This window comes from Caldifarcimen microaerophilum (assembly GCF_055387105.1).
Window position 1 is genome coordinate 579,640 of the sequence record NZ_AP038914.1, and the last position, 21,340, is coordinate 600,979.

Consider the following 21,340-nt stretch of genomic DNA (forward strand, 5'->3'; position numbering starts at 1 on the left):
CCCAGACAGGCCCTACCCTTCCTGCGCCTTTTCTATCGGAATGCTCACCCGGATGGTGTTCGTGCCGTCCGAAACTTCCAGTTCCACGGTGAACGGGAGCGTTTCCGGAAGTTTGCCCCGGACCACGCCTCCCTCCACCCGGAATCCTTCGGGCTTCAGCACCCTGAAGGTGAGGGAATCCCCTTCCGGATCCTCAAAGTGGGGACGAATCTCCACGTCGGTGGCGGTGGCCTCCACGTCCGCTCCTTTGAATTCCGGCGGGGCGTTCAGGACGTCCACCCGCACCACATCCTCCAGAGACTTCCCATCGGGGAGATCCACCCGCACCGTGAAATAGACGCTTTCGCCCGCTTTGAGGGGAGGGTCAAACCGGGCGGTGAGGTCCGGTGTGGTGCTGGAGGCCACCATCTGGCTTCCCCGGAAAAGGGCCCAATAGAGCCGGCCCTCCTGCCGGAGGCGGAGGGTGGCCTGGAGCTCCTTCGTGCCCGTGCGCACCGGAAAAGGCTCCAGAACCACCCCCGCCACCGGGGATTGTGCCAGGAGAAACAGCACCCCGATGACGTTCATTCCTGTGCCTGAAACTTCTCTTGCAATCTGGAGACGTACGTTTGTCCAAGCTGCTGGAGAGCGGGCGGGTTCAACACCACCACCTCCACCACTTCCCCCGTCTCCGGATTCAGTCCGAGGGCGAGAATCTGGTTCCGGGGGAGTTTCAGGTTTTCTCGGGGAAGAATCTGTCCATCCGGCGTGAGAAACACCGCATTCGGAGCAAGGGGAAAAGCATAGACCGGAGGAGGGGTTTCACCCTTCCACTGCGGACGCTCTGTGAAGTTTTCCCCTTTATGAGCCCGCTCTGCGAGTTCCATCAGAGGTGCCTGGAACACCACGATTTCATCACCCCCCAGTTTCTCAAAGAACCCGGCACTCCACGAAAGTCTGCCCCGCGAGGTCAGGGCCTCCCACTGACGGGCCATGGGGGCGAAGGCCTCCTGAAAGGCTTCCATCCGGGCCTCCAGCGTGGCCTCATCCACGCCCTGCGCCACCCCCGCAGTCGCCATCCCCAAACATCCGAGAAGGATCATCCATCCACGCATGGTTTTCCTCCCTATTGTGCCGGCATCGGCCGGAGGTGGCCAATCCGGGATTCAAGCCTTCGGTCACCACGCTCCCGGGTGACGGAAATAACGCCTTCACCCGTCTGAACGATCACGGACTGGGAGTTCTCACCGACGTGGAGAACCGGGGCAGAGGCAAGGCCCGATCCCACACGGATCATGCCCACCGCCTTGTCGCCCGGTCCGACGCCGAGCACCGCCTCGGTGGTGGGACTCCCGAGTTCCGACTGGAGGGCCCAGAGATAGGACGTCCCGCCCGCCTCACAGGGGGTCACCCGGTTCAGGTTGAAGGTGGTGAAATACACCACCCCTGCAAACACCAGGGGCATGGCCAGGACCTTGTGGGCGGGCATGGTCACCCGCCATCCGCCCTGGGCCACCACCCGGGCAAGAAGAGACTCCGGAGAGAAGTTCGGCCCACCCAGACGGATGGTGGCATCCCCCGTCGTGGTGTCCACAATCGTCTGAGCCCCCGTCACGTCGAGAAGACTGGTGAAGTTCACCAGGGGCCCGCCTCCCGTGGACGTCCAGGGATCCAGGATGCCGTAAAAGTACTCCATGGCGTTCGTGTCGGCCTGCTGGATGTTGAAGAACCGGCCCGTGCCCCCAAACACCCAGAGCTGCCCGCCTTTCTGGCGAAGGCTCACGTTCACTGCCGCCACCTGGGGTCTGGGGAGATCCATCACCCGGGTGAACGTCCAGGCGTTGGGATTGGGGTCCTCAAAGGTGTTCACCCGCACGAGATAGGCGCGGTCGCCCTCAATCACAGGGAAATAGATCACGTCCACGTGATAGTTCAGATCCACATCCACCGCCACCGGATCTCCGAGATAGGCGTTCCGATCCCCCACCCCCGGGAGATAATCCGCAACCCGGAACTTATAGACCACCGGAGATGGACCGGTGAGGGAGTTCAGGTCCACCACATAGAAATAGGCGTTTTTGGAGGGCGAGGTCCACCCGTCCAGGCTGTCCGGTCCCGAACCCAGCAGGGCAAACCACTGATCCTGCACCTTGGCCGCCGCCGGATAGGGCGTGCTGAATCCGAGATCCGGATCGGAGAATTCATAGAGAAGGGCGGGACGGGACACACCGGGATTCGTGACGTCCAGAAACATATAGCTGGACCGGCTGTCCGCACCGCACCCCAGGCGCATCCCCTGGATCAGGAGGGTCCCCCACCCCTGAGGATGACTCGGATCGGGGCTGAAAATCCGAACGTCCGTGGCCTTCCCCTTGAGGTCCACAAAGTAATAGTGACAGTAATCTCGGGTGGGATAGTCCTTCAGGCCTCCGATGGCCGCGTTGGGAATGAGGGCCCACAGTTCCTCCCCGAGGGGAGTGCCTCCGTCCAGGAGACGCCCGACCGTGTTCCCGCCACCGGCAAGGGACACATAGCGCCCGGCGTTGAAGGCATGGAGCATCCCGTCGTTTGCCCCCACATAAAAGGTCCCCCGACGATTCTTGTGGGTTTCGTAAAATTCGGCATAGGTGGCGTCCCCATACAGGATGTGATAGTTCTCCGCCGGCGTCCCCACATACGTGGGCGTGCCATACACGATGTCCCCCAGCTTCCAGGTTTCCTCATCGTCCCAGGAAAGATCCAGCTTTCGGTTGCGAAGCCCAGCCTGGTCCAGCCCCCGGATGTATTCCATGTAGTCCCGCACCATGTCTGCAGGGAGGCCCCATCTCGCGGAAAGGATCGCCACCACCGCGGGATCGCCGGGGTTGAACTCAAGAAGAGCAGCCGAGAGGGATGTCGTGTTGATCCAGATGTTGCGGTCATCGGGCTCCCGCTTCTGGAGACGCCAGCCTCCCGACCAGAGCATGAAGGACGTGTCCTGCGTGGTGGTGATCCCCAGAAGGCCATCCGGATTTCCATCGGCGTTGCCGTCGCTGTACATCTCTACCGTGGGATACAGATTTCCGCTTGCGGGCGGCTGCATCCGCAGAATGGGATCCTGATCCAGATCCAGCTGGCGGTTCCGGTTCAGGTCGCCCCGGAGGTTCCCCCAGGGATCGATCCAGAATCCCCGGATGTCCCCGATCCAGGTGGCCGAGCCTCCCCGGATGGGATGGCGGGCGAAATAGAAGGCCATGGCCGTGGTTCCTTCACCCTTGGACCCGGTGGACACCACGCCGACGGCCGTCCCGGACTGGGCCCGGGCGATGATGGACAGGAGGGCGTTGCGGATGGCGTTCTCAATGTCCTTTCCGGACTGGGCGTAATAGGCTTCCCCATCCCCGTTTTTGGCGATGTCGCTGAAGAGCTGGTAGCCCCGCGGATGCCCGAAGGTGAACACCCCATAGGTCTTCACAAGCTGGGTTCCGGGGATATCCGATCGCACGTCCACTCCCCGTCCCCTGCAGTCGTTCATGTAACAGGCGTAATCGTCCGCGATGTCATCACACCCGTCACAATCCGCACAGCATCCCCACCAGTAAGGGTTCGTATCCCCCCGATTCCCGTCCCGGTCATAATCCCGGCGGTCATATCCCGGAAAATGTCCGGAATCCACCAGATAATCGTCGCTGTTGGATTCCCCGTCCCCGATGATGAGCACAAAAGACTGCCGGCAAGACATCTCCACCCCGGTGCGCCAGTCCTTCCATGGATCTTTGGTTCCACCGGCTCCGCCCCCCATGCCAAAACTGTTCCAGTGGGTGTCCCGTTTCCAGGCAAGGTAATGGTAGGCAGCCAGGAGGGCATCGGCCACGCCGGTGCCTCCTTTGGCATAAATCCCGTTAATCGCATCGTACAGACGCTTGATGTCCGGATCAAATTCCACTTCAAAGGGCTCATAGACCACCCTTTGAGGATCCCGGTCAAAAGCAAACACCCCCCACCGGGGACTGCCAGGGTCCCACCGTCCATCCAGATCCTTGTCTGAAAGTTGCCGAAAAATCCCGATGCGGCTTGCAACCGGCTCCGACGAGACATCCACCGTCGCGGAATAGTTCCCCACTTTATTCCAGTCCCCTTTTTCCCAAACGTAAAGAGTGAAGTTCGGTTTTAGTCCGGATCGGTCGAAATCAAACCACTTTCCGTTTCTCGCACGGACCGTCGCACAGTTCCCTCCATACCAGTAACAGTATCGCCAACCTGGTGTGTATCCCCTGGACACGATCCGGTTTTTAAGGATTTGTCCCGTTGGGGTTCCCTCACCGCCCGTGAGCACCTTTTTCAAGACATCCATCCGAGACATCAGCGCCCAGTTCAGGAGGTTTCCCGACATCACAGGGTGATTTTTGTCGGAAATATCAATCACATTTCGATAGGGGTCAGGGCCTACAGGCCGCCACACTCCACTTCGGTACTCATACAGCTTGTTGGAGTTGAAGTTTCCGTAATAATCGTAGCCGGGGTCGTAATCGCCCTGTCCAAGAGGACCGCTCCCGTCGGGATCCAGCTTCCAGTAGGCCCGCCAGCCCATGCTTCCCGATTTGTCAAACACGATGAGCACGTTGGGCGGAACCGCCGTCCCCGAAAGGGGCGGCAGCTGACACCGGGCCTGGGCATGGACCATGCCCGGAAGCCCTGCCACCAGTCCCCACACCATCCACCGCCATCTCATGACAAACCTCCTTGTGTTCATGGAAGACCCAGAAGCCGGATATACAGGGCTTCCAGCCGGCTCCGGGCCGGAAGACCGCTTCCCCGCGCCTGGGAAAGCCCCAGGATATACGTGGCGATCCCTCCCCGCACGGCTCCCGCACCGATGGATTCATATCCCATGGCAAAGAGCAGGGACGAACCGGGAACGGGAATGGAGAAGAGCCGGCGGGAGGAGGCATCCACCTGGTATCCATGGGGAAAGCCCACCGAAACCCGCACGGTGTCTCCCCTCTCGGCCCGCTCCACATTGTCCCTGAAAAACAGCACATCCATTCCGCCCATGGCCGCCTGATAGGCCAGCACCGCCCGCCGGACCGTGCCCTGAACCTCCAGCGCCCGCTGGACGGTGAAATAGGTCACGGCCGTCAGTCCCAGAATAAAGGCGCCCACCACAATGAACGTCACCAGCGCCGAACCCCGTTCGTTCCTCATAACGTCCTCCTACAGGTTTTTGGGCGCCACCTGCACGTCCAGAAGGTCTCCAAAATTCTCCGCCCGCAGGGCAGGGGGAATGCTGACGGTGGTGTTCCCGATGGACACGGAAGGAGGAACCGGGCTTGCCCCTTCTCTTCGGGTAAACCCCCGAAGAACCAGGGCCTGAACCCGGATGGCCCGGAGAAAGCGGAAATCGTCCGGTGGGAAATTGGAAAGATCGTCCCGCCACTCGCCCGGGTCGTCGATCCCGTTGTTGTTGGCATCCACCCAGACCTGGACCTGGAAGGCATACACCCCGTCCATGAAGACCTCCCCGTTGCGGAGGAGCTGGTTGGTGGCCGGATCCAGATGATATTCCGCGGCCAGAATCCCGCTGGAGCCATAGGCCACCAGGCCGGCGATGGGTGTGACGTTCCGGTCCAGAGTGAGTTCCATCGCCTCCCACGTGGTCCCCGACCGGGGATCCGTCCAGGGAACATTCCGGACGGCGGTCACCGCCGCCGTATCAAAATCGGCACTCTCGATGCTTCCTCCCAGCGCTGTGATGAGGAGCACCGTGTCTCCCACGGCAAAATCCCGGAAGGGGTGGTTCCACCGCAGAACCAGCACCCTGTCGGTGGGGACAAAGGAACCTTCCAGCACAATGCTCCACTTCCCCCGCTGGGGCTCCACCCCCAGGTTGACCCCCCGGATCACCAGGCTGTCCGAGCGGGCGTTCACGTTGTCATAGAGTTCCAGGGGGACATACCGACCATAGAGATTGGGGGGGATCCCATATCCGGCCATGGAGAGATCCCACTGGAGAATCCGGGCGGCCACCGCCTCGTCCGTAACCGTCCCCCCCACGGACTGGGCAAAGGCAAGGCTGCGCGCCGAAGCGGTCATGAGGGAAATGGCGCTCACCAGGAAAATCGCGGTGAGAGCCACCACCACGATCATCTCCACCAGGGTGAATCCCCTGTGATTGTTCGCCATCGCTCTCATCAGGGTGCCTCCCTCTGCTTGAGGGTCCACGCCTCCACCGCCAGGCGGGGATCCAGAGACGGGACGGCCCGAACCCGGATCTCATAGGACTGCGTGTCCACCGGCTGGATGGTGATGTTCACAAACACCGTCTCCCCCTGTCGCGTCTGGGTCACCACCGTTTCCTGATGAAACCCCACCAGGCCCGCAAGGGCCTCCGGCGTCAGGGCATGATACCGCTCCAGGATGTTGCTGGCCACCACCGAAAGGCGGTTCCGGGTCACATTCATGCCTGCCTGGCGGACCTGGCTCACCATGAGGGGACCGAGCCCTCCCAGCAAAATGGCAAAGAGGGCGATGGCCACCAGCACCTCCACCAGCGTCATGCCCCGATGGCGTTTATTTCTCATGTTCCGAAAGCCTCCATCCTGTATTGTTGGGGTTTTTCCAGATCCGGACTGCCCCTCCCGGCGTGATTTCCACCCCCGCCGCATGAACCCCCGAAGGATCACAGAACACCATGATGCCCTGGGGCGTGAGGGCACCCGTGAGGTTCACCACCACCGTATCCACCGGTGAAAGCCCGGACGGCGGCGCAGCGCAGCCGGATCCCAGACGGGGCAGTTCATCCCGTCCCCGGAACACCCACCGGTTGCTGTCGGCCACAAAGGCTTCCAGCACCAGTTCGTTTCCGTTCCGGATCACCCGGACATAGGTTCCCTCCGCCATGGCCATGGCCCGGGCACGCTGAAAGAGCCCCTTCACCCGGGAGGCCGCTTCCAGTTCCGGGCGGGATCCCCGGAGAACGCGAGAGGACATCCATGCTGCCCCCAGGATCACCGCCATAATGGCCACCACCACCATGATTTCCACCAGGGTCATTCCCCGGGACCGCAGGCGATCCATGCACACCTCCCTGTGTGTATTAACTATATGCGCCCCCTGCAAGATTGTCAACCATCTCATGGAGAGCAAAAATGTTGCCAGACCCATCCATGGCTGGATCGCCCACCCTTCGGGCGTTTCTCCTCCGGTTGGATTTGCGTCCTGCGAATTCTTTTGCGCTTTGCGAATTTTCGTGCCGTGGAACCCTCCGTAAAGGCACCTGGCATTCAGGGGCAGGGTTTGATGGTTCCCCCTTCGTTGCGTATCTTTTGCCCATGGCCTTTCAGGAAGGTGTGGGGGAGCTTCGCCGTGCCCTTCACCGGGAACTTCCGGTGGAGGGCGTCTGGATTTCCCGGGATGTCCGCCTGCCCGGGGATGTGTACCGCCAGATCCGTGAACAGAAGGTCCCCCTCCACCGGATGGAACCCTCGGTTTTTCAGGAGCGATTTGGGGTCTCGTCCGGCGTGGTGTTCCGTCTCTCCGAACTCCAGCCCATCTCTCCCGAAGTATTCCTGAACCGGCTCATCGCGCAAAAGGGGGTGGGGGTGGTGCTGGATGAGGTGCAGGATGTGGGCAATGCGGGCAACATCGCACGGAGCGTGGCCTTTTTCCACGGGACCGGTGTGGTTCTCCCCGCCCGCCGGAGCGTTCCCCTTTCCATTGAACTCCTCCATGCCTCCAGCGGCGGAGCCGCTCGGATCCTCTGGAGCCGGGTGCCTTCCCTTCCCCGCTTTCTGGAAGAGGCCCGGGAACGGGAAATCTGGATCTATGCCCTGGAAACGGGGGGCAAACCCCTCCACCGCGTCGCCTTCCTCCGCCCCCTCCTTCTCGTGGTGGGTGCGGAGAAACGAGGCGTTCGGAAATCCCTCCTCCGCCTTGCCGATGCCGTGGTCACCATTCCCGGCTCGGGGCTTGCATCCCTCAATGTGGCCAGCGCCACGGCCATCGCCCTGTACGAAATCCGGCGGTCCTCCCGGGAGGCCCGTGGATGACGGCAGGTCCGGATCCCCGACGAGCCTTCACCACCCTGGGCCGTGTGTACGACACCCTGATGAGCGATGTCCCCTATGCCCGGTGGGTGGACTATCTCCTGGAACTGTTCCGGCGCGTCCACCATACCCCCCGCAACATTCTGGACCTGGGATGCGGAACCGGAACCGCCACGAACCTTCTTGCCCGGAAAGGGTATTCCGTTGTGGGACTGGACGCCTCCCGGAGCATGCTGGATGTTGCCCGGGAGAAAACGGACCACCGAATTCCCCTGGTCCAGGCAGACTTCCGGGCCCTTCCCTTCCGGAATGAGGCGTTCACCACCGCCTTCTCCATGTTCGACTCCATCAACAACCTCCTCACCCCCGACGATCTTGAACAAGCCTTCCGGGAAACCTTCCGGATCCTCACCCCCGGCGGCCTGTTCACCTTTGATGTCAACACCCCATGGGTGCTGGAGCACTTCTGGGGGGACGACGAAAAGGTGAAGGAGATTGGCCACGTCGTCTCCATCTGGCGGACCACCTATGACGCCCGACGGAGACGGTCCCGCCTCTGGATCACCGTGTTTGTGCCCACCCGGGTTCCGGGGCTGTATGAGCGCATGGACGAAATCCATGAGGAACAGGGTTATGATCTTGACGAACTGCGGGAGCACCTCCAGAGCGCCGGATTCCGGAAGATCCTGATGTTCCGCCACCTCTCTTTCCGTCCCGCCCGCGCCACGGACAACCGAATTCAGGTGGTGGCCCTCAAAGGAACCTGACGTGCTGCGACTGGAGATCCTCCACGAGATTCGCCTTCCTCCCCGAAAAGCCCGCTACGGACGGCTGGACCTTCCCGAACCTGTCCGGACGTGGCTGAAGCGGGAAAACATCCGACTCTACACCCACCAGACCCGGGCCCTACGGGCCCTGCGCACCCACCCGGCCGTGGCCCTCACCACCCCCACCGCATCGGGGAAAAGCCTGGTATACCAGATCGCCCTGATGGAAGCCTATCTGGAACAGCCTGACGTCACCGTCCTGTATATTTCGCCCCTCAAAGCCCTGCTGGAAGACCAGCACCGCAAGATCCGGCGGGCGTTGAAGGACTTTTCCCCCGATCTCCGAACCGCCATCCTTTCCGGAGACACCCCCACCTCCCTTCGCCGGGAAATTCGGCGCCGTCCCCCCCATCTCCTCCTTGCCACCCCCGAAATGCTCCACACCAGCATTCTCCCCTTCCACCCCCGGTGGGAAGCCCTTCTCCGGAGGCTCCGCCTGGTGGTGCTGGATGAGGCCCACGTCTATCGGGGCGTGTTTGGAAGTCATCTTGCAGCCGTTCTCCGAAGGCTGAACTTTCTGTGGCGCTTTTATGGGGGAACACCCCGGTATCTCCTGCTTTCGGCCACGCTGGAAGGCGGAGAACGCTTTTTCCGGGATCTCACCGGCCTTTCGGACGTGGTGGAGATCCGGGAATCCGGCGCCCCCCGACCGGAAAAAACCTACATGGTGGCCGAAGTGAAAGAAGGGGACGACGTCCAGCCGCCCCAGGACGTGATCCTCTCCTATCTGACCCGTCGCCTCATCGCCCAGGGTCACCGGGTTCTGGCCTTTGCCAAAACCCGGAGAGGTGTGGAAAAAGCCTTTGCCCACATCCGGGACCGGGAAGCGGAGCGCATCGCACCCTACCGCGCCGGGTATCTTCCGGAAGTTCGACGGGAGATCCAGGAGGCCATGGCCAGCGGCGAACTCATGGGGCTCCTGGCCACATCCGCCCTGGAACTGGGCATTGACATCGGTGACCTGACGGCCGTACTGGTGGTGGGCTTTCCGGGGAGCAAAATGGCCTTTTATCAGCGGTGCGGCCGGGCGGGCCGAACCCTTCCGGGGCTGTGCATCTTCGTGCCATCGCTGGATGCGCTGGATCAGTATTACCGGGACCATCCCGAACGTCTCCTGGACTTTCAGGTGGAAGAGGCGGTGCTGTGGCCCCATAACCCCTATGTCCTGACCCAGCACGCCGCCATGGCGGTGTGGGAACTCGCCGAGATCGGCTTTTCCCTGAACGAAAGCCTTCTCCAACGAATCTTTGGGGAGAAGGCTGGAGAGGCCCTGGAGGACCTGGCCCAGAACCGTCCGGAGCTCTTCAACCGCTTTCTGACGCGGCGGGGATCGGTGTTTTTCTCCCGGATGCGCCGTCACGAACTCATCCACCGGGTGGGGCTCCGCCACACGGGCGACACCTGGGAAATCTGGGACGAAACCACGGGCGAGCTTCTGGGGACCATTGCCCCGCCCCATCTGTTTGAAGAGACCTACCCCTTTGCCGTGTATTACCACCTGGGTGAGACCTATGAAGTGGTCCGGTGGGAAGAAGAAACCCACCGGGTGTTCGTCCGGCCCTTCCGCCTTCCCGTGGAAACGGAAGTCCACTATGACACGGACATCGAGATCCGGCGCATCCGGAAGGAGCGGCCCATGGGGTCCTGGCGGCTGTTCCTGGGCGATGTCCGTGTGGTCCGCACCTACATCGGACTCACCCGGTATCGGAAGGGAACCCGGGAGGTGCTGGACACCATCCTGTATGAAGAACCCATCCGCTATGCCTTTGACACCACCGCCCTGTGGCTTGTGGGAGAGGCGTCCACCATCTGGGAAGCCTATGCCCGCCACGACGTGGTGGACATCCTGCGGCGCAACCCCTCCCTTCCGGAGTTTCTGCCCGCCTTCCAGATCGGCGCCGGGCTCCATGGGGCGGAGCATGGGTGCATCGGTCTTTTTCCCACCGAGGTTCTGGCGGACCGCTCGGACATCGGGGGGCTCTCCACGCCCTTCCATCCCCAGACCGAACGGCCCACCGTGTTCATCTATGACGGCGTGGAGGGAGGAGCGGGATTCACGGAGGCGGCTTTCACCCGCTTTGAACGGATCGTGGCCGCCACGCGGGACCGCATTGAACGGTGCCGGTGTGAGCTGGATTCTGGGTGCCCCTCCTGCATCCAGTCACCCAAGTGCGGGAACGCCAACCGCATCCTCTCCAAAGCCGGCGCCCTGGCCATTCTGGAGCTGTGGGAGAGAAAAAACAAGTGAGTCCAGAGATGGTCTAATCGCACCCTCTGGAAACCCGAATCGTCCCCGACTCGTCCATTTGCATCGCCACATCACAGTTCCGGGTGATCCCATGAGGCGGAAGGACGTAGGTTCCCAGCACATGAAACTCTGTCCGCGCCCAGCCCGCACCACCGGGTCCTCCAACCGTCCAAAAGCCATTGGTGCTTTTTTCAATTTCTCCATCATAATCGCAGTAATCCCCTGGATCCGGAATACGGTCCACGGGGAAATCGCTGGGAAGGGTGGCGATCACCTCGGGGGTCAGCCCCCGTGGGAGGGAGCGAAAGAAGAGGATCAGCATCGTGAGTTCCGGGAGATTCACACACCAGAGGGGTTGGGAAAACGAGGTGTCCTGGCGAAGGGGGATGTTCCCGCCCAACCCAAAAAAACTTACCGTGTTTGCATCCATTGAGAGTCCAAATGTCCCGATTTCACCGAAAGGGATGAAAGAGGTGATCTTGACCATATAATTTGCTTCTGCCCAGTACTCCCCTGATGTTGTGGGTGTTGGATATGCAGTGGGAAAGACCTGCGCCCTCACACATGCAAGCAGCCAGTGAATCGAGAGGAGGCCTGACCCCTTCACTCGCCCTTCGGCGCACGTCCCATCTTCCACAAGGAGCCGGGGACGATCCGCAAAATCCAGAGACGTTCCCATCGCCCGGGCTTCTTCTTCCGCCCATGCCAGAACCCGCTCCACGGGAAAGGTATCCAGAGCGCTGTCCGCAGCGGATGCAAGTTCCGGAAAGGGGCTCTGCAGGAAGGCAAGATAGATTTTAAGAAGCCCCACCTCGGGATAGGCCGGGATATCGGATTCGTCATAGGTGAGCCATAGAACGGACTCCTCTCCCACGGGAGCACGCGTGGGCGATCGAAAATCACACCCTGCAAGCAGAATCAAAATCCCGGCAAGTCGTATCGCACGCCCCATTGAATCACCCTCCTCGCTGCGGTATCGTTTTCCATCCAGACTCCGGTGAGCGTTTTTCCGTCCGGATCCCACAGCACCTCCTGGAATTCAGGACAATGCCGGGTCTGGGCCACCAGATTGCCGCCCTCATAAAATTCCACGGCACACGAATCCAGACTCACCGCCCAGCGACTCCATCCCGTGTCGGGTGCAGTAAATGCCTCCACGGAGGGGCCAAAAACGTCTTCTGTTGCCCATTCAGCCAGTTTGTGAAGCGTATCGGAAATCAACCGTTCGCCGTCCCACCGGAGATCCACCGCCCATAGTTCTGTTCTGCGATACCCCCCCTTTACAACCGCTGCTCGCCACCGGTGCTTCCCCGGGAGATCCACCAGATCCACAACACCTCCAAGGTGCAGTGTATCCACGACATATCCCTGCGGATGAAACACCACAAAAATGGAGTCCCCCGCACGGGATGGAACGCCCACAACCAGTGCAGGATCGTCCTGATCATACACGGCCTCAAGGAAACGGTATGCGAGTTCTGGCTGATGAACCAGGGTGTCCACCTCCCCCGTCCAGCGCCAGCGCTCCAGCAGTACCCCGTCCACACTGAAGCGCTGCATCAGCACCCCTTCTTCTGTGAGTCCAAGAGGCCACACCGGCGGGTTGACGATCTGGAGAAGGGTTTCTGCCGGCACAAGCGCATAGCGGGGAAAGATCAGGGTGGTTTCTTTTTGCACATCGTTCACACGGGCCACAAGGCGAAGGGTCTCCCCCAGAGAAGGAAGATTACGCGCAAAAACTTTGGGTTTCTTCGATTCATATCGCTCGTTGAAGGGCGCCGGAAGATAAAACAGTCCCACAAACGTATCCACCACCGTGGTCCCTTGTCGCACCACCCTTCCCCACATCCAGATCTTCCCCGAACACGGGGCCCCCGAAACCTCCAGACCAAAATCCCGCGGCAACCCGCTCCATTGAAGATCCCAGACCTCCTCCCCCGGACTCCGCCACCGCCAACCCGCTCCCCACAGCCCCACCGTCCAGGTCACCCCCGCATCCCCTCCCCGCAAAATCAGCCGGATCTGGAGGGATTCTCCGGGGAGCGGATCCAACGCACCCCAGCACGTCCCCCCACCCCAGAGAAACACCGAATCCGCAAACGGTCCTTCCTGCATGCACCCCGGAACATACGACGTGTCCGCTTCCCTCAAAAACATCCAGAAGGGACTTCCCCACCGCCTTGCCTCCTTCCAGGAAGCGTCCTGATCCGTACGGACCTGGATGTGGATCTCCAGGGGGGACGTGGGGGACTGGATTTCGCTCGAGGGATACAGGAGGAGAGGAAGATCCACCGCCTGCTGGCACCCCTCGCCCCTCCACGGGAGAGAAGGGAGGACCACCGTGTCACCCAATGTCGTGGTTGTCAACGTCCAGATCGTATCGTTTCGCGCCCGGATCGCCTCCCAGAGTGAATCCATCAGGACAAAACCGGGGAGATTCAGGGATTGAAAGGGTTGGCGCTGCCAGGAATCGGCGTTCTGACCGAGAAACGTCCAGCCTTCGGGCATGGATTCCGGGGGATAGATTTCAACGTTCGGCAGAGAAGGTTCAGGGGTTTCTCTCCCGGCCCGGGAACAGGAAAGCACCCCCATCCCCACCACCAGCACCCCAGTGATCCAGACACCTTGACGGATCATCCTTCTGGCCTCCCTTACCGCCGTCGCAGCATAAGTATACCCCCCCCCTGACGGGTTGTCAAGGGAAAGATGAGGCCCAGACACGCGCCGCCCCAGACCTGGACCGACGGAGTGTCTTCGTAAGCATTGTATACCCTAACTTCTCAGCATCTTTTCCGCCTCGGCGTTCACGGCCATAAGGGCCCGTTCGGCCTCTTCCGGCGTGAGGGTGTGGGGATCCAGGGGTTCGCCCAGCACCACCGCCACCCGGCTTCCGGGAAAGGGGAGTTCATACCGGTCCCAGCTCGGAGCCATCCACTTCCACCCATACGCCACCCCCACCGGAACGATGGGAAGGGACAGTTTCCGGGCGAGTTTCACCACCTCGGGTTTCATCCGGAACCGGGGTCCCCGGGGCCCGTCGGGTGTGATCCCCAGACTGTGCCCGTTTTGCACAAGGCGGATCATCTCCTTCACCGCTGCCACGCCGCCCCGGGTGGCCGAGCCGCGCACGGGGATGAGACCGAACCGGCGGATGAGACGGGCGGGGAGTTCCCCATCCTCATGCCGGGACACCAGAACCCCCACCTGGCTGTTCCGGTGGGTGCGGGGAAGAACAAAGTCCTTGCTGTGCCAGAACACATACAGCACGGGGGGCGGTGGATCCTCCCCACTTCTCTGAACCCGGAGGCTATACACCCAGGCCGTGTACAGCCCGAAGGCAAGCCATTCTCCCGGAGGGGACAGCAAAAACGATCGCAGACGCATCCGTTCTCCCACCCATCCCGATTCTGCGCTGGCTGGCGTCAAGTATACGTTCCCCCCGGTGAAAGGGCAACCCGTTCCCCCTATCCCACCGGGAGATGGTCAAGCCGGGAAATCCGAAAGGGATCGTCAGGATAGATCCCCAGTCGGTCCAGCACCCATGCCCGGATCCCCAGTTTCCGAGCAGGTTCGGCATCCAGAAGGAGATAATCCCCCACATACACCACCCGCTCCGGCTCCACACCGCACTGCTCCAGTGCGAGTTCAAAGATCCGGGGATGGGGTTTTTCCACCCCCACCTCTTCCGAGACCAGGATCCATCGGAAAAAGTCCTCCAGCCCCAGAAACCGGAGCTGAGCCCGGAGGCGGCGATCCGCGTTGGAGATCACCCCCATCGGAATCCCCCGGGCTTTGAGCCGGCGGAGAAAGGCATACACCTCACGGGGAACGTCGTGAAAAATCCCGATCCCCTGCGCGTGGGCCTGTTTCACCGCTTCAAAAGCCTGATCCCACCGGGACGGAGGAATGCGAAGCCCGTCAAAGAAGGCGTCGAAAAACACCCGCCAGAGCAGGGCGGTTCCCCGGCGGACCACCTCCTCCTCATACACCCGGCGGGCCCGGGCTTCCGCCTCCCGCAGGGTCTCCATCCGGGCATCGCCTCCAAACGCCCGGGCCACATCCAGAAAAAACCGGTCCGGCGGAAAGGCCAGGGTATGGCCCACATCAAAAAAGATGACCGCCGGGGTTTGAGGCTTCATGATGAAAGAATGATCCAGGTTTTCCGGTGAACCATCCGGTCCAGAAATCAAAAGGGGCGGGGCCACAGGCCCCGCCCCTGGGTTCTCATCCTCCCCACCTCACTTCACCTCGATCCGGATCTCCCGGGTCTTCACCTCCTCCGCCTTCGGCAGATGCACGTGGAGGAGGCCATTCCGATACTCCGCTTTCACCTTCTCCCAGTTCACCGGAGCCGGAAGCTGGATGCTCCGGTGGAACCGACCCCACAGCACCTCGTTATAGAGCACCGTGGTGTCGTCCTTCACCTCATAGGGCATCCGGGTCTCACCCGAAATCACCAGCGCATTGTCCTGCGCTCGCACCTTCAGGGAATTCGAATCCGCATGGGGGAGCACCATGTACACCTCGAAGGAATCGGGCGTCTCCACCACATCCACCGCAGGGGTCCACACCATCTCACCGGACTCCGTCACCGCCGCCGGTTCATAGGCTCCGAAGAACCGGCGGAAGATATCGTCCAGCGCCCGGTCAATCTCCCGGATGAGGGACACCGGAGAGGTGTAGCCCAGGGTTTCCCGTTTCATCAGGGTCCCTTTCATGGCTCCACCTCCTGTTCGGTGCGTCCCTTCCGTTCACCTTCCCTCCAAAGACCAGTAAGATAATCTTCGTGAGCATATGTATTATAATCTCATGACATTGCGTTGTCAAGGGGCAGGGTTTCCCCTCCGGATCAGCGTCCGGACGCCCACCCTCTGTCCGGGGTCCCCACAGGGTGAACGCTCCGGGACGGTTCGAGGGCGGGGCTGTACCGTTAGGACGTTCGCACCATGAGGGTACTGTTCTCCAGACGATACTGGGCCTTCTGGGGCCTCACCCTGGCCAACGGAATCTCCCAGATTGGCGACCGGGTGGGCCACATGGCCCTGGTGGCCCTCCTCGGGGCATCCCATCCCGGATCTTACAGCGTGTTCGGGGGACTGGGGGTGATTCTTGCCCTGCCCATCATTCTGTTCTCCCCCTTCGTGGGCCGGATCACGGACCGGGTTTCCCGGAAGCGCCTCCTTCTTGCCGCGGACCTCATCCGGGTGCTGTTGCTGTTTGGCTTTGCCCTTGCGGCCATGGAAGGTGCCCCCCTGGCGGGGGTGTATGGCCTGGCCTTCCTCTGGGTGGGCCTCACCCTTCTGTTCAACGTCGCTAAAGGCGCGTACCTGCCCGATCTGGTCCCCCGGGCCCTCCTCCTTCCTGCCAACAGCCTGAACGCCATCGTGGTTCGGCTCACCACCCTGGTGGGGGCGGTGGGTGGAGGGTTCCTGGCCGATCACCTCGGGCCTTCCCGGAGTTTTCTTGCCAACAGCTTCACCTATTTCGCCTCTTTCCTCATCCTTCTCGCCCTGCCCGCCGATTCCCCGCTCTCCGCCTCCCGCGGTTCCTCCAATCATGCCCTTTCCGAAAGCCTCCGGTTCCCTCCGAGGGGTCTGGGCGGGCTCCTCCGGCGGGGAGGCCTGGCCTATGCCGGGGCTGCCGGCTTCTTTGCCGCGAGCGGGTTGGCCCTGAGCCTGCTGGTTCCCCTCGTCCAGCAGAATCTGGGAGGGGGAACGGCCGGGGTGGGGGTGGCAGGAGGGTTGCTCGCCCTGGGACTGGGGGTCGGGATCTTCGGCATGGGTTTTCTCCCCGATCGGTTCCTGCCCCTGTCCATTCGGATCAGTCTTCTTCTCCTTGGCGGCGCCTTTCTCGGCATCTCCTTTGTGAGGGATCTTGCGGTGCTGTATGGGGGAAGCCTGGTCGTGGGCGTGGGCATGGCCCCCCTGCTCGTGGGCGTGGACACCCTTCTCCAGAAACGGTTTGGCCGGGAAGAGCGGGGACGGGCCTTCGCCCTCAAGGAAGGTCTGGGGGGTGTGCTGGTGGTCCTTGCCAGTGGCCTTTCGGGAATCCTGGCCGATCACATCGGCTTTGGACCGGTGGTGATCGCAGCGGGGGGGCTCCTCCTTCTCCTTGCCCTCATGCCCGACCGACCGCCGCCCGGATCTCCCGGGGACTCAGGAGGATGACGAAGGCCCCACCCGGGAGCGGAGGGCGTTCCACACTTCCTGAATGCGTGCCCGGGCGGATTCTTCGCTTTCGGCGAACACCTGGATGGCGATCCGGGGACGTTCACCGGGACGGACGTGACTTTTCACATACACGTCCGGGAAGCGCCTTCGCACCGCCTCCAGATGGGGGGCAAGGAGGGCCTCATAGGGGACCGGGCTTTCAAACACCTCCTCCACCGAAACGCGACGGGGAAAGTGATCCCCAAACCGGTTGAAAAACTTCTCCAAAAGATCCTTCATCTCCTCCGGCACCCCCGGAAGAAGCAGCACCCCGCCCCGTTCTTCCCCAATCCATATTCCTGGAGCAGCCCCCACCCCGTTCTCCAGCCACACCGCCCCTTCCGGAACCCGGGACATCTTGGCAATGGCCCGAACATACGCCGGACTCTTAAGCGCTTCCGCTCCCCGAAGACGCCGGAGACGCTGGGTGAGATGGTCTCGAACTCCGGGATCTTCCCGGAGTTTGCGTCCCAGGGCCTCGCTCACGGCCTCCAGGGTGAGGTCGTCGTCCGTGGGCCCCAGGCCTCCGCAGGTGACCACAAGGGCCGCCTTCTTCCGGAGAAACCGGAGACCCGACCGGATTTCCTCCGGATCGTCGTCCACGGTGGCCCGGCGGACCACCTGGACGCCGCGACGGGTGAGTTCACGGGAAAGATAAGAGGCGTTGGTGTCCGTAATCCGGCCGATGAGCACTTCCCGGCCGACCGTGAGAAGGCCTGCCGTCTGGAAGGTCATGCCTGTTCAAAGGCGGACTGGAGAATCCAGAGAACCAGTTCGTCATAGGAAATCCCCGCCGCCTTCGCCTGGGCGGGGAGATCCGAAAGATCCGTCATCCCCGGGATGGTGTTCACCTCCAGCAAATAAAAGGCATCCCCCACCACCAGCCCGTCCACCCGGGAAAACCCACGGCATCCCAGCAGACGATGGGCCCGGACGGAAGCTTCCTGAAGATCCCGATACAGGTCCTCCGGGAGCTCGGCAGGCAGGATAAACTCCGTGGCGCCGTGGGTGTATTTGGCTTCATAATCGTAGAACGGCCGCTCCTTCGGGCGAAGTTCCAGCACGGGTAGGGCAAAGGCCCCCTCTCCTGTGCCCAGAATCCCCGTGGTCACCGTGCGTCCCGGAAGGAAGGGCTGGACCAGCATATCCCCGAATTCTTCCTGCAACCGGGGCAGGCCCTCCAGGAGGGCGTCCAGCGTTTCATAGATCTCCATTCCGATGGAGGACCCTTCCGCACGGGGCTTGGTGATGTAGGGAGCCTGGAGCTGGGCAAGTTCGGATCGCTTCGTTTCGGGATTCACCGATCCCGGGATCAGGACGGTGGGGATCACGGGGAGACCCGCGGCCTGAAAGAGGAGGGTGGAGAGCCACTTGTCCATGCCCAGGGCCGAGGCCAGCACCCCGGATCCCGTGTAGGGAATGCCGAGGGTTTCCAGGGCTCCCTGCACGGTTCCGTCCTCTCCGGGGCTTCCGTGGAGCATGATCACCACCACAGCCGGGTCCAGTTTTTGAAGATCCAGGAGATACTGCCGGGTCATGTCCAGCAAAACCGTCCGAAACCCCTGGCGTTCCAGGGAGGCGTGAACGTTGCGTCCCGAGCGGAGAGACACCTCCCGTTCCCGGGACCATCCCCCGGCGAGCACCACCACCGGGCGATCGCCGATCCGTCTTTTCAGGGCTTCACGATCCGGCCGGTTCACCAGACCACCTCCTGCTCGGTGAGGAGACGGGCTTCCGTGGGAGAGAGCACGCCGTTCTCCGTGAGGATCCCGGAAAAGTCGTCAAAGGGGGTGACGTCAAAGAGGGGAACCCGGGTGGTCACGTTCTGCGGAGCGTTCTCCCACACTCCGTCCGGTGCATCCTGAAAGGCAAAAAGACGGCTTTCTTGAAGGGTCAGAAACTTGAAGGACAGCCCCAGGGCAAACACGTCTTTTTCCATCCGCCGGGCCACGGCACACACCCCCGACGTTCCCGCTTTGTTCACCACCCCCCACGGAACCACCGCATCCGCCCCCACCAGCACCACCCGCACCTCCTGGAGAAGGGGGAACAGGCCCATGTCCGTCGTGTAGATGACGGAAAATCCGAGATCGGCAAGCTGTTCGGCAAGCACCTTTCCCTCCAGATCCGGCCTCCCTTCCGAAATGATCACGGTGGGCCGGGGATTCCGGAGGCGCTGGAGCACCTTCAGCACCATCCCGCTGTAAGAATAGGTGAGCACCCGGGTCGGCCGGAGCTTGAGGAGACGATCCACCGCGTGCTGAACGGCTCGATCCTGGGCTTTGAGAAAGACTTTCCGGAGTTTCTGGATGTCTTCAGGGGTCACCTCGTCTTTCTCGGACCAGACCCGTTCCAGTTTGATGAAGAGGGCCATGGTGGGATGGGCTTCCCGCATGGCCGAAAGACGGGGACGGACGTCTTCGCCTTTCCGGGCAAATTGTTCCAGAAGTTTAAGGGTTTCCACAAAGAGGAGGCTGGAACCACGGGTGAAATCCTGAAGAAGGTTCTCCCAGGCCTGTTCCAGATCAGCCATCTTCCCCCTCCACCGGAACGGACAGCACACCGATGGTGGGGACCTCCACCTCCACCCGATCCCCGGGCGCAAGGGGACCCACCCCACGGGGCGTCCCCAGGAGCACCACGTCGTCAGGGAACAGAACGGCGAACTGGCTGATGAAGGAAAGGATCTCCCAGGGTTTGCGGATCATGGCGGAAAGAGGGGCCTGCTGGCGAACCTCTCCGTTCACCCGGGTGGTCAGGAGGTCATCTTCCGGAAACTCCCGCACGAGATAGGGCCCCAGCGGGCAGAAGGTCACAAATCCTTTCGCCCGGATCCACTGGGGTTCTTTTTTCTGAAGGTCCCGGGCGGTGACGTCCAGGGCCAGGGTGTAGCCCGCGATGGCCAACTGGACCTCCTCGGGTGTGGCCCGGAAAAGGGGTTCGCCCACCACCACGGCCAGCTCCCCTTCATAGTCCACCCGACCCACGCCGGACGGGATCCGGACGGGATCGCCCGGTGCCGCCAGGCTGGAGAGGGGTTTCATGAAGATCACGGGGGTCTCGGGGACCTCCTGAAGGCTGCCGGTCTCCCCGATGTGGTCCCGGAAATTCAGCCCCACACCGAAAATCTGGCGCGGGGTGGCCGGAGGAAGAAGGCGACCCGGAACCGGCGGACGATCCCCGTCAAACCACCGTTCCAGAATCTCGTCCCCCACCAGAATCCGTGCGAATTTCATCGTCCGAACCGGAGGATCACCCAGTCGGCCAGGGCGGGATAGCGGGAGGCCAGGGCCGCGATGAACCACCAGGAAAAGGTCCCGAACACATCCCGTTTGTTCTTTTTCATCCCCCGCACGATGGCGCGGGCCATTGTGTCCGGGGTGAGGAAACGCCCGCCCCGGGCTTCAAGGGAACGGGAGGTTTTCACCACAGCGTGCTTGAAGAAGCCCGTTTTCACAGGCCCCGGATACACCCCCATCACATGAATGCCGAAGGGCTTGAGCTCCAGCCGCAGGGATTCCGTGAACCCCCGGATGCCGAATTTGGACATGTGATAGAGGCTCCAGCGGGGAAGGCCCACATACCCCGCCAGGCTGGAGATGTTGACGATCATCCCCTGGCCCTGCTGTTTCATGATGGGAACCACTTCCCGGGTGAGCCAGAAGGCCCCTTCCAGGTTGGTTTTCATCACCCGGTCATAGTCTTCCGGCTCCACCGACTCGATGGGTCCTTCAAAGCCCACGCCCGCGTTGTTCACCAGGATATCCAGGGAGTTCATCTCTTCCAGCGCGGCCCCCACGAAGTGCTGAATGGAAGCGCGATCCGTCACGTCCAGGGCATAGGCCCGGGCGCGGATCCCGTGGGCGTCCCGAAGTTCCCGGGCGAGGGCCTCGACTCTGTCGGCTGTGCGGGCGCCAAGGACAAGATAAACCCCCTCCCGGGCGAGTTCCCGGGCCAGGGCTTCTCCGATCCCGCGGCTGGCTCCCGTGATGAGGGCAACCCTGCCGGCAAGTTTCATCAGCGTTTCTTCTTCTTGTGGCGCATCTTCTTGCG

The 21,340-nt window shown here is 62.0% G+C and carries 21 protein-coding genes; 4 read left to right on the forward strand and 17 right to left on the reverse strand.

The features are described from left to right. Positions 1–12: 12 nt before the first annotated feature. The 7 genes from AC6HU3_RS02720 to AC6HU3_RS02750 are packed head-to-tail and all read right to left on the reverse strand — an operon-like array spanning position 13 to position 7,035. Entirely contained in the window at positions 13–567 is a 555-nt protein-coding gene (locus AC6HU3_RS02720; RefSeq protein WP_497474441.1) for a hypothetical protein, read from the reverse strand. Continuing rightward, positions 564–1,094: a hypothetical protein gene (locus AC6HU3_RS02725; RefSeq protein WP_497474443.1), complete on the reverse strand. Its 531-nt coding sequence runs from the start codon at positions 1,092–1,094 to the stop codon at positions 564–566. Before AC6HU3_RS02725 ends, AC6HU3_RS02720 begins: the two co-directional genes overlap by 4 nt. Positions 1,095–1,105: 11 nt before the next feature. Further along, positions 1,106–4,690 (reverse strand): pilus assembly protein, encoded by a 3,585-nt coding sequence (locus AC6HU3_RS02730; protein ID WP_497474445.1) that lies wholly within the window; start codon positions 4,688–4,690, stop codon positions 1,106–1,108. Positions 4,691–4,707: 17 nt separating this feature from the next. Further along, positions 4,708–5,163 (reverse strand): hypothetical protein, encoded by a 456-nt coding sequence (locus AC6HU3_RS02735; RefSeq protein ID WP_497474446.1) that lies wholly within the window; start codon positions 5,161–5,163, stop codon positions 4,708–4,710. Between the two features lie 9 nt (positions 5,164–5,172). After that, positions 5,173–6,150 carry a PilW family protein gene (locus AC6HU3_RS02740; protein ID WP_497474448.1) on the reverse strand — a complete coding sequence of 326 codons (978 nt, stop codon included), beginning with the start codon at positions 6,148–6,150 and terminating at the stop codon, positions 5,173–5,175. Beyond that, positions 6,150–6,539, reverse strand: coding sequence for a type II secretion system protein (locus tag AC6HU3_RS02745; RefSeq protein ID WP_497474450.1), 390 nt, complete (start codon positions 6,537–6,539; stop codon positions 6,150–6,152). Before AC6HU3_RS02745 ends, AC6HU3_RS02740 begins: the two co-directional genes overlap by 1 nt. Beyond that, entirely contained in the window at positions 6,529–7,035 is a 507-nt protein-coding gene (locus tag AC6HU3_RS02750) for a GspH/FimT family pseudopilin (protein WP_497474452.1), read from the reverse strand. The genes AC6HU3_RS02745 and AC6HU3_RS02750 overlap by 11 nt, the downstream gene beginning before the upstream one ends. Before the next feature lie 254 nt (positions 7,036–7,289). Between AC6HU3_RS02750 and AC6HU3_RS02755 the strand changes: the two genes are divergently transcribed. Genes AC6HU3_RS02755 through AC6HU3_RS02765 form a run of 3 tightly spaced genes read left to right on the forward strand, consistent with a single transcriptional unit; the run spans position 7,290 to position 11,078 of the window. Then, positions 7,290–8,006: a TrmH family RNA methyltransferase gene (locus tag AC6HU3_RS02755; RefSeq protein ID WP_497474454.1), complete on the forward strand. Its 717-nt coding sequence runs from the start codon at positions 7,290–7,292 to the stop codon at positions 8,004–8,006. Further along, the gene (locus tag AC6HU3_RS02760) at positions 8,003–8,770 is read left to right on the forward strand and encodes a class I SAM-dependent DNA methyltransferase (protein WP_497474456.1); all 768 of its coding nucleotides are present in this window, start codon (positions 8,003–8,005) and stop codon (positions 8,768–8,770) included. Before AC6HU3_RS02755 ends, AC6HU3_RS02760 begins: the two co-directional genes overlap by 4 nt. Position 8,771: 1 nt before the next feature. Then, positions 8,772–11,078, forward strand: a complete 2,307-nt coding sequence (locus AC6HU3_RS02765; RefSeq protein ID WP_497474458.1) for a DEAD/DEAH box helicase — start codon at positions 8,772–8,774, stop codon at positions 11,076–11,078. Positions 11,079–11,091: 13 nt separating this feature from the next. Here the strand turns inward: AC6HU3_RS02765 and AC6HU3_RS02770 are convergent, their stop codons facing one another. The 5 genes from AC6HU3_RS02770 to AC6HU3_RS02790 all read right to left on the reverse strand — a co-directional run bounded on the left by AC6HU3_RS02770 (position 11,092) and on the right by AC6HU3_RS02790 (position 15,796). Next, the gene (locus AC6HU3_RS02770) at positions 11,092–12,030 is read right to left on the reverse strand and encodes a hypothetical protein (RefSeq protein WP_497474460.1); all 939 of its coding nucleotides are present in this window, start codon (positions 12,028–12,030) and stop codon (positions 11,092–11,094) included. Further along, on the reverse strand, positions 11,997–13,715 hold the full coding sequence (locus AC6HU3_RS02775; protein ID WP_497474461.1) for a hypothetical protein: 1,719 nt from the start codon (positions 13,713–13,715) through the stop codon (positions 11,997–11,999). The genes AC6HU3_RS02770 and AC6HU3_RS02775 overlap by 34 nt, the downstream gene beginning before the upstream one ends. A gap of 135 nt (positions 13,716–13,850) precedes the next feature. Continuing rightward, a complete protein-coding gene (locus AC6HU3_RS02780) occupies positions 13,851–14,462 on the reverse strand; it encodes a lysophospholipid acyltransferase family protein (RefSeq protein WP_497474463.1) in 612 nt (203 codons plus the stop codon). Between the two features lie 80 nt (positions 14,463–14,542). Next, a complete protein-coding gene (locus tag AC6HU3_RS02785) occupies positions 14,543–15,217 on the reverse strand; it encodes an HAD family hydrolase (protein WP_497474464.1) in 675 nt (224 codons plus the stop codon). A gap of 99 nt (positions 15,218–15,316) precedes the next feature. Beyond that, on the reverse strand, positions 15,317–15,796 hold the full coding sequence (locus AC6HU3_RS02790) for an Hsp20/alpha crystallin family protein (protein WP_497474466.1): 480 nt from the start codon (positions 15,794–15,796) through the stop codon (positions 15,317–15,319). A 228-nt stretch (positions 15,797–16,024) separates the two neighbouring features. Between AC6HU3_RS02790 and AC6HU3_RS02795 the strand changes: the two genes are divergently transcribed. Next, positions 16,025–17,245 carry an MFS transporter gene (locus tag AC6HU3_RS02795; protein WP_497474468.1) on the forward strand — a complete coding sequence of 407 codons (1,221 nt, stop codon included), beginning with the start codon at positions 16,025–16,027 and terminating at the stop codon, positions 17,243–17,245. Here the strand turns inward: AC6HU3_RS02795 and AC6HU3_RS02800 are convergent. From AC6HU3_RS02800 to AC6HU3_RS02820, 5 genes are read right to left on the reverse strand one after another with little or no spacing between them, the layout of a single operon-like run. Continuing rightward, positions 17,234–18,022: a competence/damage-inducible protein A gene (locus AC6HU3_RS02800; RefSeq protein ID WP_497474469.1), complete on the reverse strand. Its 789-nt coding sequence runs from the start codon at positions 18,020–18,022 to the stop codon at positions 17,234–17,236. The two genes, AC6HU3_RS02795 and AC6HU3_RS02800, sit on opposite strands and share 12 nt — an antisense overlap. Then, positions 18,019–18,987, reverse strand: coding sequence for a D-alanine--D-alanine ligase (locus AC6HU3_RS02805; RefSeq protein ID WP_497474471.1), 969 nt, complete (start codon positions 18,985–18,987; stop codon positions 18,019–18,021). Before AC6HU3_RS02805 ends, AC6HU3_RS02800 begins: the two co-directional genes overlap by 4 nt. Further along, a complete protein-coding gene (locus tag AC6HU3_RS02810; protein WP_497474473.1) occupies positions 18,984–19,820 on the reverse strand; it encodes an eIF2B alpha/beta/delta subunit family protein in 837 nt (278 codons plus the stop codon). The genes AC6HU3_RS02805 and AC6HU3_RS02810 overlap by 4 nt, the downstream gene beginning before the upstream one ends. Further along, positions 19,813–20,523 carry a fumarylacetoacetate hydrolase family protein gene (locus tag AC6HU3_RS02815; RefSeq protein ID WP_497474475.1) on the reverse strand — a complete coding sequence of 237 codons (711 nt, stop codon included), beginning with the start codon at positions 20,521–20,523 and terminating at the stop codon, positions 19,813–19,815. Before AC6HU3_RS02815 ends, AC6HU3_RS02810 begins: the two co-directional genes overlap by 8 nt. Further along, entirely contained in the window at positions 20,520–21,305 is a 786-nt protein-coding gene (locus AC6HU3_RS02820) for an SDR family NAD(P)-dependent oxidoreductase (RefSeq protein WP_497474477.1), read from the reverse strand. Before AC6HU3_RS02820 ends, AC6HU3_RS02815 begins: the two co-directional genes overlap by 4 nt. Positions 21,306–21,340: the final 35 nt, after the last annotated feature.